The 13,716-nt window shown below is 39.9% G+C and carries 14 protein-coding genes and 1 other annotated feature; of the genes, 7 read left to right on the top strand and 7 right to left on the bottom strand.

Features of this window, described 5'->3' with window-relative positions:
- Positions 1–45 precede the first annotated feature (45 nt).
- Entirely contained in the window at positions 46–1,692 is a 1,647-nt protein-coding gene (gene metG, locus NSQ29_RS08415) for a methionine--tRNA ligase (protein WP_341124781.1), read from the bottom strand.
- Positions 1,693–1,736: 44 nt separating this feature from the next.
- Positions 1,737–1,998: a binding site (T-box leader), on the bottom strand.
- 128 nt (positions 1,999–2,126) lie between these two features.
- Between metG and NSQ29_RS08410 the strand changes: the two genes are divergently transcribed.
- Positions 2,127–2,603 carry a DUF4362 domain-containing protein gene (locus tag NSQ29_RS08410; RefSeq protein ID WP_076286273.1) on the top strand — a complete coding sequence of 159 codons (477 nt, stop codon included), beginning with the start codon at positions 2,127–2,129 and terminating at the stop codon, positions 2,601–2,603.
- A gap of 25 nt (positions 2,604–2,628) precedes the next feature.
- Here NSQ29_RS08410 and htpG read toward each other — a convergent pair whose 3' ends face one another.
- A complete protein-coding gene (gene htpG / locus NSQ29_RS08405; protein ID WP_076286274.1) occupies positions 2,629–4,509 on the bottom strand; it encodes a molecular chaperone HtpG in 1,881 nt (626 codons plus the stop codon).
- Between the two features lie 283 nt (positions 4,510–4,792).
- On the opposite strand from htpG, the gene NSQ29_RS08400 reads away from it, so the two are divergent.
- Positions 4,793–5,203, top strand: a complete 411-nt coding sequence (locus tag NSQ29_RS08400) for a VOC family protein (RefSeq protein WP_341124780.1) — start codon at positions 4,793–4,795, stop codon at positions 5,201–5,203.
- Here NSQ29_RS08400 and NSQ29_RS08395 read toward each other — a convergent pair.
- Positions 5,186–6,061: a LysR family transcriptional regulator gene (locus tag NSQ29_RS08395; protein WP_042189369.1), complete on the bottom strand. Its 876-nt coding sequence runs from the start codon at positions 6,059–6,061 to the stop codon at positions 5,186–5,188. The genes NSQ29_RS08400 and NSQ29_RS08395 overlap by 18 nt on opposite strands.
- A gap of 121 nt (positions 6,062–6,182) precedes the next feature.
- On the opposite strand from NSQ29_RS08395, the gene dapA reads away from it, so the two are divergent.
- Entirely contained in the window at positions 6,183–7,079 is an 897-nt protein-coding gene (gene dapA, locus NSQ29_RS08390) for a 4-hydroxy-tetrahydrodipicolinate synthase (RefSeq protein ID WP_076286276.1), read from the top strand.
- Between the two features lie 401 nt (positions 7,080–7,480).
- On the opposite strand, the gene NSQ29_RS08385 is transcribed toward dapA, so the two are convergent.
- Both NSQ29_RS08385 and NSQ29_RS08380 read right to left on the bottom strand, forming a co-directional pair.
- Positions 7,481–7,921: a DUF6678 family protein gene (locus tag NSQ29_RS08385; RefSeq protein ID WP_341124779.1), complete on the bottom strand. Its 441-nt coding sequence runs from the start codon at positions 7,919–7,921 to the stop codon at positions 7,481–7,483.
- Between the two features lie 97 nt (positions 7,922–8,018).
- The gene (locus NSQ29_RS08380) at positions 8,019–8,564 is read right to left on the bottom strand and encodes a tyrosine-type recombinase/integrase (RefSeq protein WP_341124778.1); all 546 of its coding nucleotides are present in this window, start codon (positions 8,562–8,564) and stop codon (positions 8,019–8,021) included.
- Between the two features lie 230 nt (positions 8,565–8,794).
- On the opposite strand from NSQ29_RS08380, the gene NSQ29_RS08375 reads away from it, so the two are divergent.
- From NSQ29_RS08375 to NSQ29_RS08365, 3 genes are all read left to right on the top strand, one after another.
- Positions 8,795–9,892 (top strand): Spi family protease inhibitor, encoded by a 1,098-nt coding sequence (locus NSQ29_RS08375; protein ID WP_341124777.1) that lies wholly within the window; start codon positions 8,795–8,797, stop codon positions 9,890–9,892.
- A 40-nt stretch (positions 9,893–9,932) separates the two neighbouring features.
- Positions 9,933–10,277, top strand: a complete 345-nt coding sequence (locus NSQ29_RS08370; RefSeq protein WP_341124776.1) for a hypothetical protein — start codon at positions 9,933–9,935, stop codon at positions 10,275–10,277.
- Between the two features lie 390 nt (positions 10,278–10,667).
- Positions 10,668–10,844: a hypothetical protein gene (locus NSQ29_RS08365; protein WP_341124775.1), complete on the top strand. Its 177-nt coding sequence runs from the start codon at positions 10,668–10,670 to the stop codon at positions 10,842–10,844.
- Between the two features lie 339 nt (positions 10,845–11,183).
- On the opposite strand, the gene NSQ29_RS08360 is transcribed toward NSQ29_RS08365, so the two are convergent.
- Positions 11,184–12,329: a phosphoadenosine phosphosulfate reductase domain-containing protein gene (locus NSQ29_RS08360; RefSeq protein ID WP_341124774.1), complete on the bottom strand. Its 1,146-nt coding sequence runs from the start codon at positions 12,327–12,329 to the stop codon at positions 11,184–11,186.
- Between the two features lie 218 nt (positions 12,330–12,547).
- Between NSQ29_RS08360 and NSQ29_RS08355 the strand changes: the two genes are divergently transcribed.
- A complete protein-coding gene (locus NSQ29_RS08355) occupies positions 12,548–13,018 on the top strand; it encodes a DinB family protein (RefSeq protein ID WP_341124773.1) in 471 nt (156 codons plus the stop codon).
- Between the two features lie 192 nt (positions 13,019–13,210).
- Here NSQ29_RS08355 and NSQ29_RS08350 read toward each other — a convergent pair whose 3' ends face one another.
- Positions 13,211–13,606, bottom strand: coding sequence for a GNAT family N-acetyltransferase (locus NSQ29_RS08350; RefSeq protein WP_341124772.1), 396 nt, complete (start codon positions 13,604–13,606; stop codon positions 13,211–13,213).
- Between the last annotated feature and the right edge of the window lie 110 nt (positions 13,607–13,716).

Raw genomic sequence — 13,716 nt, 5'->3', positions numbered from 1 at the left:
TTTTAAAGGGTTAAAGATCCTGCCCGGAGCTTGTCTTAACCATTCCTATTTATTGACTTTTTGTTGTTCTAATCTTTGCTCTTCTTCTTTAATTTGACTTATATCAATTCGTTCAAACAACAATTGCAAATCAGTTACCTGTTGATAAGGGGGAACCGAGCGGGGCTTCCAATTCGGTAGTTCAAGCGATAGGAATCCCCTGATCTTCTCACAAGAAAACGGTAGAAACGGATGCAGCAAATTCGCCAAATTAGCTATAATCTGCACGCATGTATATATTGTAGAACCACAGGACTCCTGATCTTCTTTTACCTGAATCCAAGGTTTTTGCCGATCAAAATACTGATTTGCCTTACGTACATAAAAGAAAATATACTCGAGCGCATCCTTCAAATCTCCCGCTTCAATTAGGCGTCCTGACTCCAGATACAAGAGGTCAATGTTGTCGCTCCACCCCTTATCTAACTTTCCACTTGGCACGATCCCTTCATAAAACTTCTCTACAAAAGCCAATGAGCGATTCACAAAGTTACCAAATGCTCCAAGCAGCTCACCATTATGACTATAAATAAACTCTCTCCAGGAAAAATCCGTATCCCGCTTCTCAGGCCCGTTGGCAATTAAGAAATAACGAATAGAGTCAGGATGATACCGCTCTAGAATATCAGGTACCCAGACTGCCCAATTACGGCTAGTGGAGAACTTCTGCCCTTCAAGGGTTAAATATTCGCTGGATATAATCCGATCCGGTAAATGTAGTTCTCTTGCTCCTAATAAGACGGCTGGCCATATCAGGGTGTGAAAAGGAATATTATCTTTACCATGGACATAATAAGCGGTGATGTCCTCTTGTTCCTCTGACCAAAAATCCTCCCAGCTCCGCCCAGACTGTGCAGCCCACTGCTTACTGGCTGATAAATAACCACTTACCGCCTCAATCCAAACATAAATCTTCTTGTCTTCAAATCCAGCTATAGGAACATCTACACCCCAAGATAAGTCTCTTGTTACCGCGCGGTCCTGCAGTTCTTCTTTTAAATAACGTTTGGTCAGTTTTATAGCGTTTTCTCTCCAAAATTGTGCTTCCTCTACATATTCCGTTAATTCAGATTGAAATTTAGATAAGCTAAGATAAAAATGTTCTGTCGGTCGTTCTGACGGTGTATTCCCACATAATTTACAGACTCTGTCCAATAAATCGGCAGGGTCTAGAATCGTAGAACAATAATCGCATTGATCTCCACGCGCCCGCTGGCCACATACTGGACAAGTCCCTTCCACGTATCTGTCTGGCAAAAAGCGCTGATCCACCTCACAGTAACATTGCGCAATGGTTTTTTTATATAAATGACCATTCTCTAGTAGCTTCGCAAACAACTCTTGCACAACCTTATGATGCTGCTGTTGATCCGTTCGAGTATAAAGATCATAACTAAATCCCAGCTGTTCAAAACACTGCAGAAACTCTTCGTGGTATCGACTGGCAAAAGCTTCGGGTGTGATCCCTTCATTAGCAGCCTGAACCGCTACAGGTGTGCCATGACAATCGCTGCCTGACACATATAAAACGTTATCCCCCTTGCTGCGAAAATAGCGTGCCAGCACATCCCCAGGCAACACACTTGATAATCTTCCAAGATGTAAAGATCCATTCGCATACGGCCAAGCACCACCAATAAACACATTACTCATTAACCTTCTCCTCCTTTTTTTAGACAACAAAAAAACTCCCATCCACAAAGGACGAGAGTTCTACTCACGTGTTACCACCTAATTTTATAAATGCCTCATGACATTTACCTCTTCAGGTACGACGTTAATAAACGTTTATACCCTAGCACTATAACGGATGCAGGTTCCGGCGCAGCCTACAACCCAAAAGGTTTCGATGCGCAGCTCTGAGACCATATTCCCAAGGTTTTTCTTTACTCCTTTTCAGCGACCGGAGCTCTCTGTAGAAAGAATTGCCGTGGTACTCTTTCTCTTCTTTGCCTTTAAATATTCAAGTTACTGGAAATGATACTTAATTTTCTGTTTATTGTCAATGTGAAACATCAAGCTCACTGTAACTTTTTCAATTAATTTTCGTCTTTTATATAAATAAGTTACAAGGAGGAGGTCCTTCAATGAAAAAAGTAAACTTGCTTATACTCTCTGTTCTTTTACTAGCAGGGGTATGGGGTTGTTCCGATAATAAGGTTAATTCTGTTCCCAAAAGTGAACCCTATACTTCCGAAAAAGCCATCAGTAGAGGGGATATTGTTTCTTTTGAAAAAGTGTACAACCTCGATAAATTCGAGCAATTTATAACTAATCTCTCCAGCAAAAAAGCAGACAATATACGAGTTACAAGTTACACAGATGAGGGCGATCCCATATTTAAGGATTTGAAGTTTGATGGCAATGTAATTAGTTATAGCTACGATACTTCTAATGATGCATTCGGTGGAAGTAACACAGGAGTTAGAACCGATACCTGCTCCGAAGTGACGAGTAAAAAAAATACACAAGGTGAAATAATCTATTCGATCAGCGGTTGCACAAATAATGACTCTGAAATCGATTACTACCTTTTCCGCACAAAAAAAGCCACCCAATCGTAATACGATAGGATGGCTTTTCTAATATCTATTTCATGATTTTGCAAATATCATTGGTGAATTGAACAGGATCACTAACCTGTAGACCTTCGATCAACAGTGCTTGGTTGTACAGCAGGTTCGTGTATAAACCGAGCTTCTCTTTATCGTTCTCAGCTGCTGCTTTCAAAGACTGGAAGACTTCGTGATGGATGTTGATTTCGAGTACCTTATCCGCTTGAACCTCTTGCCCATTCGGCATCGATTTCAGGATTTTTTCCATCTCGATTGTCAGTTCACCTTCAGCAGAGAGGCATACCGGATGAGTCTTCAAACGTTTGGAAGCTTTAACATTCTTCACTTTGCCGGACAAGATGTCCTTCATCGCTTCAAAAAGCTCCTTGTTTTCGTTCTCTTCCGCTTCCGTTGGCTTGTCCGCTTCGTCTGCTTCGATACCCAGATCACCACTGGATACGGATTTAAATTCTTTTTCTTTATAAGACATGATCATCTTGATCGCAAATTCATCAATATCATCAGTGAAGTAGAGAATTTCATACCCTTTATCCGATACAAGCTCGGTTTGTGGGAGCTTTTCGATTCTGTCGATCGACTCTCCGGATGCATAGTAGATGTACTTCTGATCTTCTGGCATTCTTGATACATATTCGTCCAGTGTTACCAGCTTCTTCTCCTTGGAGGAGTAGAACATCAGCAAATCTTGAAGTGTATCTTTGTGCATTCCATAATCGTTATACACACCAAACTTAAGCTGTCTGCCAAAAGCGTTATAGAACTGCTCGTATTTCTCTCTTTCATCCTTCAGCAAGCTTTGCAGTTGACTCTTCACTTTATTCTTAATGTTCTTAGCGATCAGAGTCAGCTGACGGTCATGCTGGAGCATTTCTCTGGAGATGTTCAGCGAAAGATCCTCTGAATCTACCATACCTTTTACAAAGCTAAAATAGTCAGGCAGCAGATCCGCACATTTGTTCATGATCAATACACCATTGGAATAGAGCTCAAGACCTTTTTCATATTCCTTTGTGTAATAATCAAATGGTGTATTTTCTGGGATAAACAAGATCGCATTATACACTACAGCACCATCTGCACTGATATGAATATGTTTAAGCGGCTTATCGAAGCCGTAACGTTTCTCTGCATAGAAGTTATCGTAATCTTCTGTAGTCAGCTCGTTTTTGTTCTTCCGCCAGATTGGCACCATACTGTTCACGGTTTGTTCTTGAACAACTTCCTCGAACTCGTTCTCTGTGCCTTCTTTTGGCTTCTGCTCCTTCACGTCCATTTTAATTGGGAAACGAATGAAGTCAGAATATTTTTTAATGATGGATTTCAGGCGATACTCTTCCAAATATTCATCGTATTGATCTTCTTCGGTATTCTCTTTAATCTTCAAAATCACTTCAGTACCTACAGAATCCTTCTCGACAGGCTCGATAGTATAGCCATCAGCACCCTTAGACTCCCATTTAAAGGCCTCGTCGCTACCAAGCGCCTTACTGATCACAATTACGTCATCTGCTACCATAAACGCAGCATAGAAGCCAACACCGAACTGTCCGATGATATTGTGACCATCTTTGGCTTCGTTCTCTTTCTTAAATGCAAGAGATCCGCTCTTCGCGATTGTTCCTAAGTTATTCTCTAGCTCTTCTTGCGTCATCCCGATACCTGTATCGGAGATCGTCAAAGTTCTGTTCGCCTTATCGGCAGTCACTTTAATATAATAATCTTCTTTATTGAAGACCAGGCTTTCATCAGCTAATGCTTTGTAATAGATCTTATCAATTGCATCACTTGCATTGGAAATCAACTCGCGAAGAAAAATTTCCCGTTGTGTATAAATGGAGTTAATCATCATTTCCAGCAATCTTTTCGATTCGGCTTTAAACTCTTTTTTGGCCATGAATAAGTAGATCTCCTTTCAAAATAACATCTTGTCCAACATTTCGTGATTAGCACTCTTGTTAGATGAGTGCTAATTCTTCTTTTTATATAACATAAACTGATTTTGAATGTCAATATTTACAGCGATTTTCTTTAAAGAATGCTATCTTTTGCATACAAATTTAAGATTCTATTGATCACTAATGACCCACTTGCGCGTAGGCTGATTCTATGTTTTAAATAGACTAGATGCATAAATCCCAAATAAAGGGTTATCATTATCAGACCTAGGAGGAATTCGAATGAATAAACAAGCGCAGTCCATTGTAAATTCTTCAGCAACAAGTCCCATTAAGAATTTGATTGGCAGTGTATTTATCCCCGTACACGATATTGAAAAAGCCCGTAGCTGGTATTGCCAAGTCCTAGGACTCCAGGAAGCAAATCATCCGATTATGAACGGTCATTTATGCCCGTTAACTATGCAAGGAAGCACTGGGATCATTCTGGACACCATGCCCATGTGGGGAGGTTTAGAGCCTGAAGGGGCTCCTCCAATTACAACACCTGCTCTTATGCTTATAACCGATGATTTGCAAGCCTCTTTCAACTATATGAAGGAGCTCGGTGTAGAGATAGTAAACGAAATTCAAGATCAACAATGGTTTGTGGTGAAAGACCCTGATTGGAATAAACTAATGATTTGCAAGTAACATTTGCGTTAGAAATTGCAATGGCTGAGACTTCCACTTCTTAGGATGCATCAAAAGCTGAAGATCAAAATGAATTTCTTGATGTGCGAATGGCAGCTCAGCCAAGTTCCCCCGCTCAATTTCTTCCTCTGCAACAATTTTAGGTAATAATGCAATCCCTAAACCATTCATAACACATCGTTTGATCGCTTCTAGATTCGAAAGCTCAAAACCTATGCGGAATATAATCCCGTGCTCTTTTAACAAATTCTCGAACAGACTCCGGTAAATACAGCTCTCTTCAGAAACAATTAATTCGCAGTTATTTAGATCCTGTAGCGTTACTGTATCCATCTGGGCAAGGGGATGGTTAATGGGGGCTATCAACACGAGTGGTTCATCTCTAATGATCGTACGATCAAGTAAAGAATCCGTAGTGGTACGATCGAGCATCAAACCAATGTCTACTTCCCCATCTTTTATTTTGGCCAAGAGGTTAGCTTCCTGCATCGTTTGTAGATGGATATCAAGTTTCGGAAATTTCGTCCTCAACTGCTGTAAGTAGGGTGGTAAGTAGAAAGCAGCTAATGAATCAATTGTACCAATCGTTAGCGTACCTCCAATTTGCTGGGCGATGGTTTCTTTAGAACGATCATACAGATCCAAAATCTCCACGAATAGCTTCAACAACTCTTCTCCAGGCGGGGTAAGACGCAGCTGTCGACCATGCCTTTCTATCAATGGCACTCCGTATTCCTTCTCTATTTTCTGTATTTGCATCGTAACACTCGACTGCGCGTAACCTAGCTCTTCAGCAGCCCGTGTAAAGCTCTGACGTTTAGCTACCTCGCGGAATGTTCGTAAATAGGTTAAATCCATAACCTCACCCTAACATCAATATTTTTGATGATACACATCATTTATTATAGCTAACGACGATGCAACATTCCATGGTAAAGTGTATGTAGAGGAATTAAAATATTTTGGAGGCCGATAATTTATGCTTACAGAACAACAGATTTATGGAATTTATGTCCCCGTGGTCACCCCGTTCAATGCTGCTGGTGAAGTCGATCTGGATTCGTATCAGCGTTATGTAAAGAACATTATTAACAACAGCATACAAGGTCTGGTCGTTAATGGAACCACCGGTGAATCGCCAACTGTAACCGTAAATGAAATGCAGCTTCTAGTAAACACTTCTCGTGAGCTTTTACAATCAACATCTATCCCCTTAGTAGTCGGTACAGGAACCAATGACACAGCTTCTACGGTAGCACGCACAGAGATCGCAGCTAACCTTGGTGCGGATTGCGCACTAGTAGTCGTCCCTTATTATAGTCGTCCATCGCAAGAGGGCATCATTGCCCATTTCCGCAAAGCAGCAGAAGTAGGTATTCCGATCATGGCTTATGACATTCCAAGTCGTACTGGTACTGCTATGACCCTAGACACTGCACGCACAATCCTAGAAATGAATAATGTTGTCGGATTAAAAGACTGCTCAGGTAGCACCAAAATGGTTACTGAGCTAGTTCGTACAGGTAGCAAACCTGTGCTTGGCGGCGACGATTCACTCTTTTATGAAATGCTTAGCTCCGGGGCAGCTGGTGGTATGCTTGCTACTGCGAACGTTTATCCAGCAGAATGTATCCGTATATACGAAGCCTTCAAATCGGGTCAATTCGACTTGGCAAAAGAAAACTTTGAACAACTACTGCCGATCATCCGTCTCTTGTTCAAGGAATCGAACCCCGCTCCAATTAAATGGATGCTTAGCCAGAATGGCCTAATCAATTCGGATACGCTTCGCCTCCCAATGACTTCCATCAGCACAGCGCTTCAGCAAGAGCTTAGTTCTTATGTTCAGGACAATGCAATTGAAGCGACTGCATAAGAGAAAAGATAACAGCCGTTATACAGTGAGGAACTGTTTAGCGGCTATTTTTTTTGTGAATTTAAATTCTCTGTAACTAATGTTCTGATATTATCTATTCTTCCCCCTCTTCATCATAAGTTCACTAATACACCCTTCAGAGACATCTCCTGCCATATTTCCAAATGCGATGGCTAGATAATCAGGATAGTTTTTCCTGCCGAACATCTCACTTAAATCTTCTTGTTCGGTGAAAATAAAGTATTAGACTGGAGTTGTTGATTTAACGGGGGTTTTGAATTGGAGATTACTCAGTTTTTTAAAAATTAGTTTTAGACTGATTCATTAAAAGAAGCAGCGGCAGAACAAGACTTGATAAATAAAGTCTTAGACTGACGCTGTTATTGAACTAACGTTCCCCGTTAGTTTAATTGATTACCTTTGAAAAGTGAGTCAGTATTTGAAATGTATCCATAAATGAAAAATGTATTGTTTTCTTCTCTATACGGAATTCTTAATTCATGTAAAATCGAAAGAAATTCTTTACTTATGTCAATTAATTCAGGAGGAAGCAGATTCCCCTTGTGCTTCTGATACCTTGGTCTAACCCGTATCCATTCTACAGAAAAAAAAGGTGAAAGTCCTTCTATCCAATCCCCTAAATACCAGACGTCGGTTTCAAAGTTCTCTGGATAAAGTACATCATCTAATACATACTTAGCTTGATATGGCGGGGTAAAAGGGAGTTTATTTAGTACATCACTTTGTAAGTTTCCCCACTTAGTGTCATTCATAACTGAACATAATTGTTTCTGTGTAATAACTTCATGTACCCTTTTTTTAAAATCCAGTTCATAACCCACAATAAAAAATCCTCCTGAATAAATAACATAAATCCCACACTGATCTGCCCGTGTGTCGTTATTGAGTTATCGTGTCCCGTTAGTTTAACAAGAATCGTTATAAATCGAATCTATTTTTTATGATTTCAGCAACTTCACGAGCGTTGATTTTCGTATTGTTTATTCTCAAATAGTTTTCTTTTATAATTTCTCCCTCTAACGAGTTCAATCGATGTTGCTCCATTGTCTGTTTTAGATCCTGTTCAGAGAATGTGATATCTCTCTTTGTCGGTTTATGTTCAAGTCTATGGGGAGTCTTGTTACGCTCTATTCTCTCCTCAAGATCGGCTTCAAGCTCTAGCTCCCGATATTTATCTCCTTTTCCACTTATATATGCGGTTCCTTTTTTTTCGCTTAACATTAAGTCTCTGAGCTGCAGATCACAAAGCTCATGAACACGTAGGCCCAATCGTAGAAAGGTCAATACAATTGCATATTCTCTAGCACCCCGTCTATACCTCATTTCTTTGAGAAGAGCATTCTTCTCATTTTGGGAAATACATCTCGGAGAACGACGAGCAGCAGCAGGTGTCTTGATCAGCCCTAATGGATTATCAGATATGTAATTTCTTTGAGTAAAAAAGCGAAAGACAGCGACACGCAATAGTTATCTATGGGTACGACACATATAGCGGAATATCAGCCCGAGTGGAGGCACAAAAAACTCCGCTCTTCTCAGCATTCCTAACGGGATATCAACTTTACTGTGTACTATTTCAAAAAAAATATATTATTATATGGATGCCACATAAATAACAAAAATTTCCATAATTACAAAGGGGTGATTATTCTAAGCATATATAGAAAAAAATTTAAAATAAAAAGGAGATAATTATGAAGACGCTCTCAATTAAAACTTTAGTATTTTCACTTATTCTTATTCTTACTATGCCATCTATGTCTTTCGCGAGCAATTATTCAGTTTCGAACGAAGTAAATGTTTCTAGGGACGAAGCCGATCTGGTTGTAGGAACATTCATTCAATCCAACGGTTTTCCAGAATCAATGCCGCAATTAACTTCAGTTAGTCCAATGTATGACATGAATGATGAACTTTTAGCATATTATTATAAGTTTAATCATCAATATGTACTGGTGTCAGCAAATAAAGAGTACTCACCGGTGCTAGCTGCTAGTCCAGCGGGTAGTCTGGATATTACGGAACTGAATTCAAACGGTAAACTTTATTATTTTGGAGGAATATCAGCGGCTCAAGCATTAAACACCGAAGAAATAATAATCAATAGTAGTGAAAAAGTTAATAATGAATCAAAATCAATGGTGGATAGCAATGTTGGACTCGCTAAAAATCCAAACTCCGAAGCATCCTGGGATCATTATCTCAAAACTTCGGCAGAGAGAGGAACTGCATTGGCAATGATGCAAAAGAAATTGACCATGACCACTTTTGATCAGTATGGAACAGGCGTTACCAACCAGGCATCTGCTTGCGGTCCTGCTACCATGGCGGCTATTTCTGAATATTGGAGGGTCTATAGAGGGTTTAATTTGGTACCTTCTCCATATTTCTACGGCTCCCAAACCAATATGATAAACCATTTTTATAATGAACATGGTGGGACTATTATAGGTATGGGGTCCGCCACTATGCAAATGGGCTTAGAATTTCACCATGATGAATTTTACGCATCAGCCGATGCCGATCCGATAACTGGCTATTCGAGCTATAGAACCGAAATTAATAACAACCGTCCGGTGGCCGTGAAATTTGATAGAAAATTTACATTCTATGAACCAAATAATGATTATGCCTATCCATATCACTGGACTGTAGGTAAGGGCTTCTCATATGATAACTTTGACAGTATGTTCATTGTAAATGATAACACCGGAGATGAGGATCATCAGGAACACTATATTGATTTTCCGACGAATGAACCGATCCTATCTTTAGTGAAGTTTTCCATGTAACATGTATTGTATGACTAATACTTATTAAGCAGGAGGATTAATGAAAAAGAAGAAAACAATTATATTAGTTTTTTTCGCCTTACTCCTAATCCTGTTAATTATATTGGCGTATTTCAGCTTCGCAGAACAGCGAATAGAAGATAAAGCTAGGGAATTTGGTAGCAAATATATTCAAGAGGAGTATGCTATAAAGGATAAATTGACGGTATTGAATACGTGTAATCCCTTCTTTGGAAGCGGAGGATATCATCTTGTTCTTCAGGATACTTCCGGAACCCGGTATTATATTACTGTTTTCCTTGGTCCAGAGAACAATTTAATCTCTATTGACGACCTTACTCCAAGTGTTTGGAAAGGATTATCCGAACTTCCTTGCGAAGCATGATATATGTGAATTCATTTGTGAAGTCCCGAAAATGATTTAAGGCGAATGGTTGATCCGTTCGAGAATATTATCAGCACAAAGCGAGCATCTGAAATTTTCAGGAAAACCGAACGGCAGATTAGAAACTGGTGCCAAGAAGGAAAATTGACAGCGCAATTACTCGATTCGACTGATCCAAAGTCACCTTGGTTAATTTATCTTCCTCTTTCAGAATACCCTCAGAAATGAGGGTATTCTTTATCGTGTCTAATAGTGCGCCGTATACGTCTACTATTCATTATTTCTATCATTCATGTATTACTTTTATTATGAGAAGGGTAGACTAATATAGGTTTTATATACTTATTACCGATTACTAAGATGTGTAATCAATGAAAGGATTTGATGAATGTGGAATCGACTAATTTGAAAGTTATACCTGACAAACTGAAAGGTAGGACGATTGAAGATGTCGCCATCACTACTAATGCTGTGGTTATTAAATTTACTGATGGTACTTTTTTAGATATCTATCTCGATGAGGCTGCACAAACATTAAAGACATCAACAAACAAGCTGGATAGTTAACTCAACCCTTTACACTTAGCTATCATTTTCCCAGCTTCCTCCTTCACAGTTTACGTCTACTTCGTCATACCTTTGGGAGAGGAGGGATACTCCTACTCCCTTAAAATAGAATGCGTTGTATCTGTTGTAACCCCCATTACAATGGTATATATTGAATTTATCTCACTTATTGGAAGGGCGACTTAACATGACCAGAAACCAAAGTACATACCTGATAATTTGGCTATCTGCTGTAACATGCTTCGTGTCGATAACATCTCTAAATATCGTTCCCCGTACTATTTTGTTTGGACTAACAACTGTTGTTTGCACAGTAGGATACTTTAGACACAAGAATATCTAGTCATTAACCTGACATAAGTCAGTTTTTTTTATTTGTTCTATTGGTTCTGATGTGTCGTATAGATAGTTCCAAATTAGTTGATAACCCACCTGGAGCCCTTTGATCTTGGTCTCGTAAAATCTACCAACCTCAGCTGCATCCTCGACCCACGGACATTCCCGTAAGTCCTCTTCCCATTGCTGGTGGATCAGTTCGTCAAGCTCCTGAGAGTAGATAAGCTTCTGTTGTTCCACTCCATGCATCCGGGCTAGTTCCTCATTCTCCTGTTCAGCCTGCCGCACTGCCTCGTAAAGTTTCATGCGGGCTTTGACGGTAAATGTACCGTAACCATATTCCAGTACCGTTCCATCACGCTTACGCCCAGCTTTATTGCGTGGATCCTTGTACATTTCAATCATCAAGTTCCGTAGGCCAACGTAAGGCTGCAACCACGGATTGTGCTTTGCAAACTTTTGGCTGCTCTTATCGATGGTCACCACTGGGCAAATGATACATCCTGTACGAGCGCCACATGGATCATCGTTCTTCTCTCCAGCCCCAGCTTTACGCTGCCTTAATCCACATTCTCCAGTAGCCTCTTTGTATAGCTGCCCCAGCGCTTCGGCATCACCCCAGCACATTCCCTCGCGGACTAGATAACTCCAAATATCATCCAGCGTGAAATTGACGATCGGCATAAATTCCTTCTCGCTGAAATACTCTGACACCTGACGGTTCTCGATGTTGTTCCGCCGCTCTGCTGATTCACTAAGCCTGACACCAGTCACCGTTAGCATCAGATTGATTTCCTTATGCTCCTGCTGTGATGGGTCAATCTTTAACCTTGCTGTGTACCACCGGTTCATGCGGCTCTTGGGTAGTGGATATCCCCGACCTAACACCAGATACATGAAGCTCTTTTCGATTGGGGCAGATACTTCAACAATTTTTACAGGTAGCTCATTATCCTCAATGAATCTTCTAATCTTGCTGAGTTCTGTTTGCTTCAGCGGATCGGTTACAAAATCCAGATGCGTCTGAGCCGTTGTGATATATACTTCACGCGTAAGCTCTGATGGGTTGTAAATCTTGAGCTGTTTCATATTCTTAAGCATAAGGTCTGTTGTGACGGTGGAATCTTTTCCCCCGCTGTATGCAATCACCCAAGGACCCGGCTTGGTCTTATCCGTATAAGCCTTGAGGATCTCACCGGAAGCTATGAAGCTCTTTTACTTATAGTCCATATCCTCTCACCCCTTAATAGATTGGTATTGTGGTGTTTCTTTGAAGTGTAACGTAGTGCTTTAACCAAAATCGCTTTCTTTTATTCGAACGTACATTCGTGTATATTTAATACATACCAATTAAAGGAGGATAAATTATGAACTCAATTGATTTAATTCTTTTAAATTTCAACGAAGTACGAAGAAGAAGTATTAAGGTTTGGACATCGATTCCCCAAGAAAAACTAAATTGGAAACCCGATGACGAAGCAATGACTTGTATAGAGATGATTAGGCATGTTCTAGAAGGTGAACATTATTACCATCTAGCTATCCAAAATCAAGGCAGTCTGGCTGTATTTGATTCTCCTTTCGAAAAACAACCTTTTTCCACTGTAAATGCAGAATTGGAATTTGCAGAACCATTTAGAAATCACTTCATAGAAACTATTAAGTCATTTTCTGAAGAAGATTTAACAAGTATCAAAATTGATCGTTCTGATTCAGGTTACATAAGAAGTTTAGGTGACATGTTGCTAAGAGTCGCCTATCATGAATCAGTCCATACTGGTCAATTGCTGGATTACTTAAGAATGGCAAGGGTTCCAAGAGTACGAGTTTGGGATTAATTTATCTCACAGGTGTAATCACTTAGGTGTTATGCCTTTTCTTTTTTTTGTTACTACGCATTTTGCGTCAAATGCGACATAAAACCTCCACTTATCTTGTTCAACTAAACTGCCCGTTACTTCAATGAAAACAGCAGGCTACCGTAGCGCCTGCTCATTAAATGTACCATTAAACTAAAGATCTCCGTTAGTTCAATCTTTTCTCCTCCATAGTCCTCCAGAACAGGGAGTGAATCCACTCCTGCTATAAAAGGATGTATGTTTTGTATCAAATGTCAATGTAACAATCTCTAACCCAACACGTTCTGCTTCTTGAAGTAATTTCTTAACCAGGGATTCGCCAATTCCTTTTTTCTGGTATTTTGGGTGTACAATGATGTCTTCCATGTACCCGTGTTGCAACCCCATCCCAGCAACATAGCCGAATGCTATAAGCTTATTTTCCTCATCCCTAAGACCAGCCCAAAAGTTACAACGTTCGAACAATGTTGGATAATCTGAATATCTGCCGTCCCAACCAACCAGTTCTCTTAAATTGGGAACTTCATCTGCTACTATTGGAAGATTAATTATTATCTCTTGTTTCAATTTATTATCCTCTCTACCTTGTTTTTTCTGAATATCTTCTACATTATCTTGAAACTATCCTGCCCTTTAGTTGAATAAAGGCGGACTTTAAGGTGGAATCTGCTATTATC

The organism is Paenibacillus sp. FSL F4-0236, assembly GCF_038000135.1.
GTDB lineage: Bacteria > Bacillota > Bacilli > Paenibacillales > Paenibacillaceae > Paenibacillus_AQ.
This window is presented reverse-complemented; position numbering and strand designations above follow the sequence as displayed.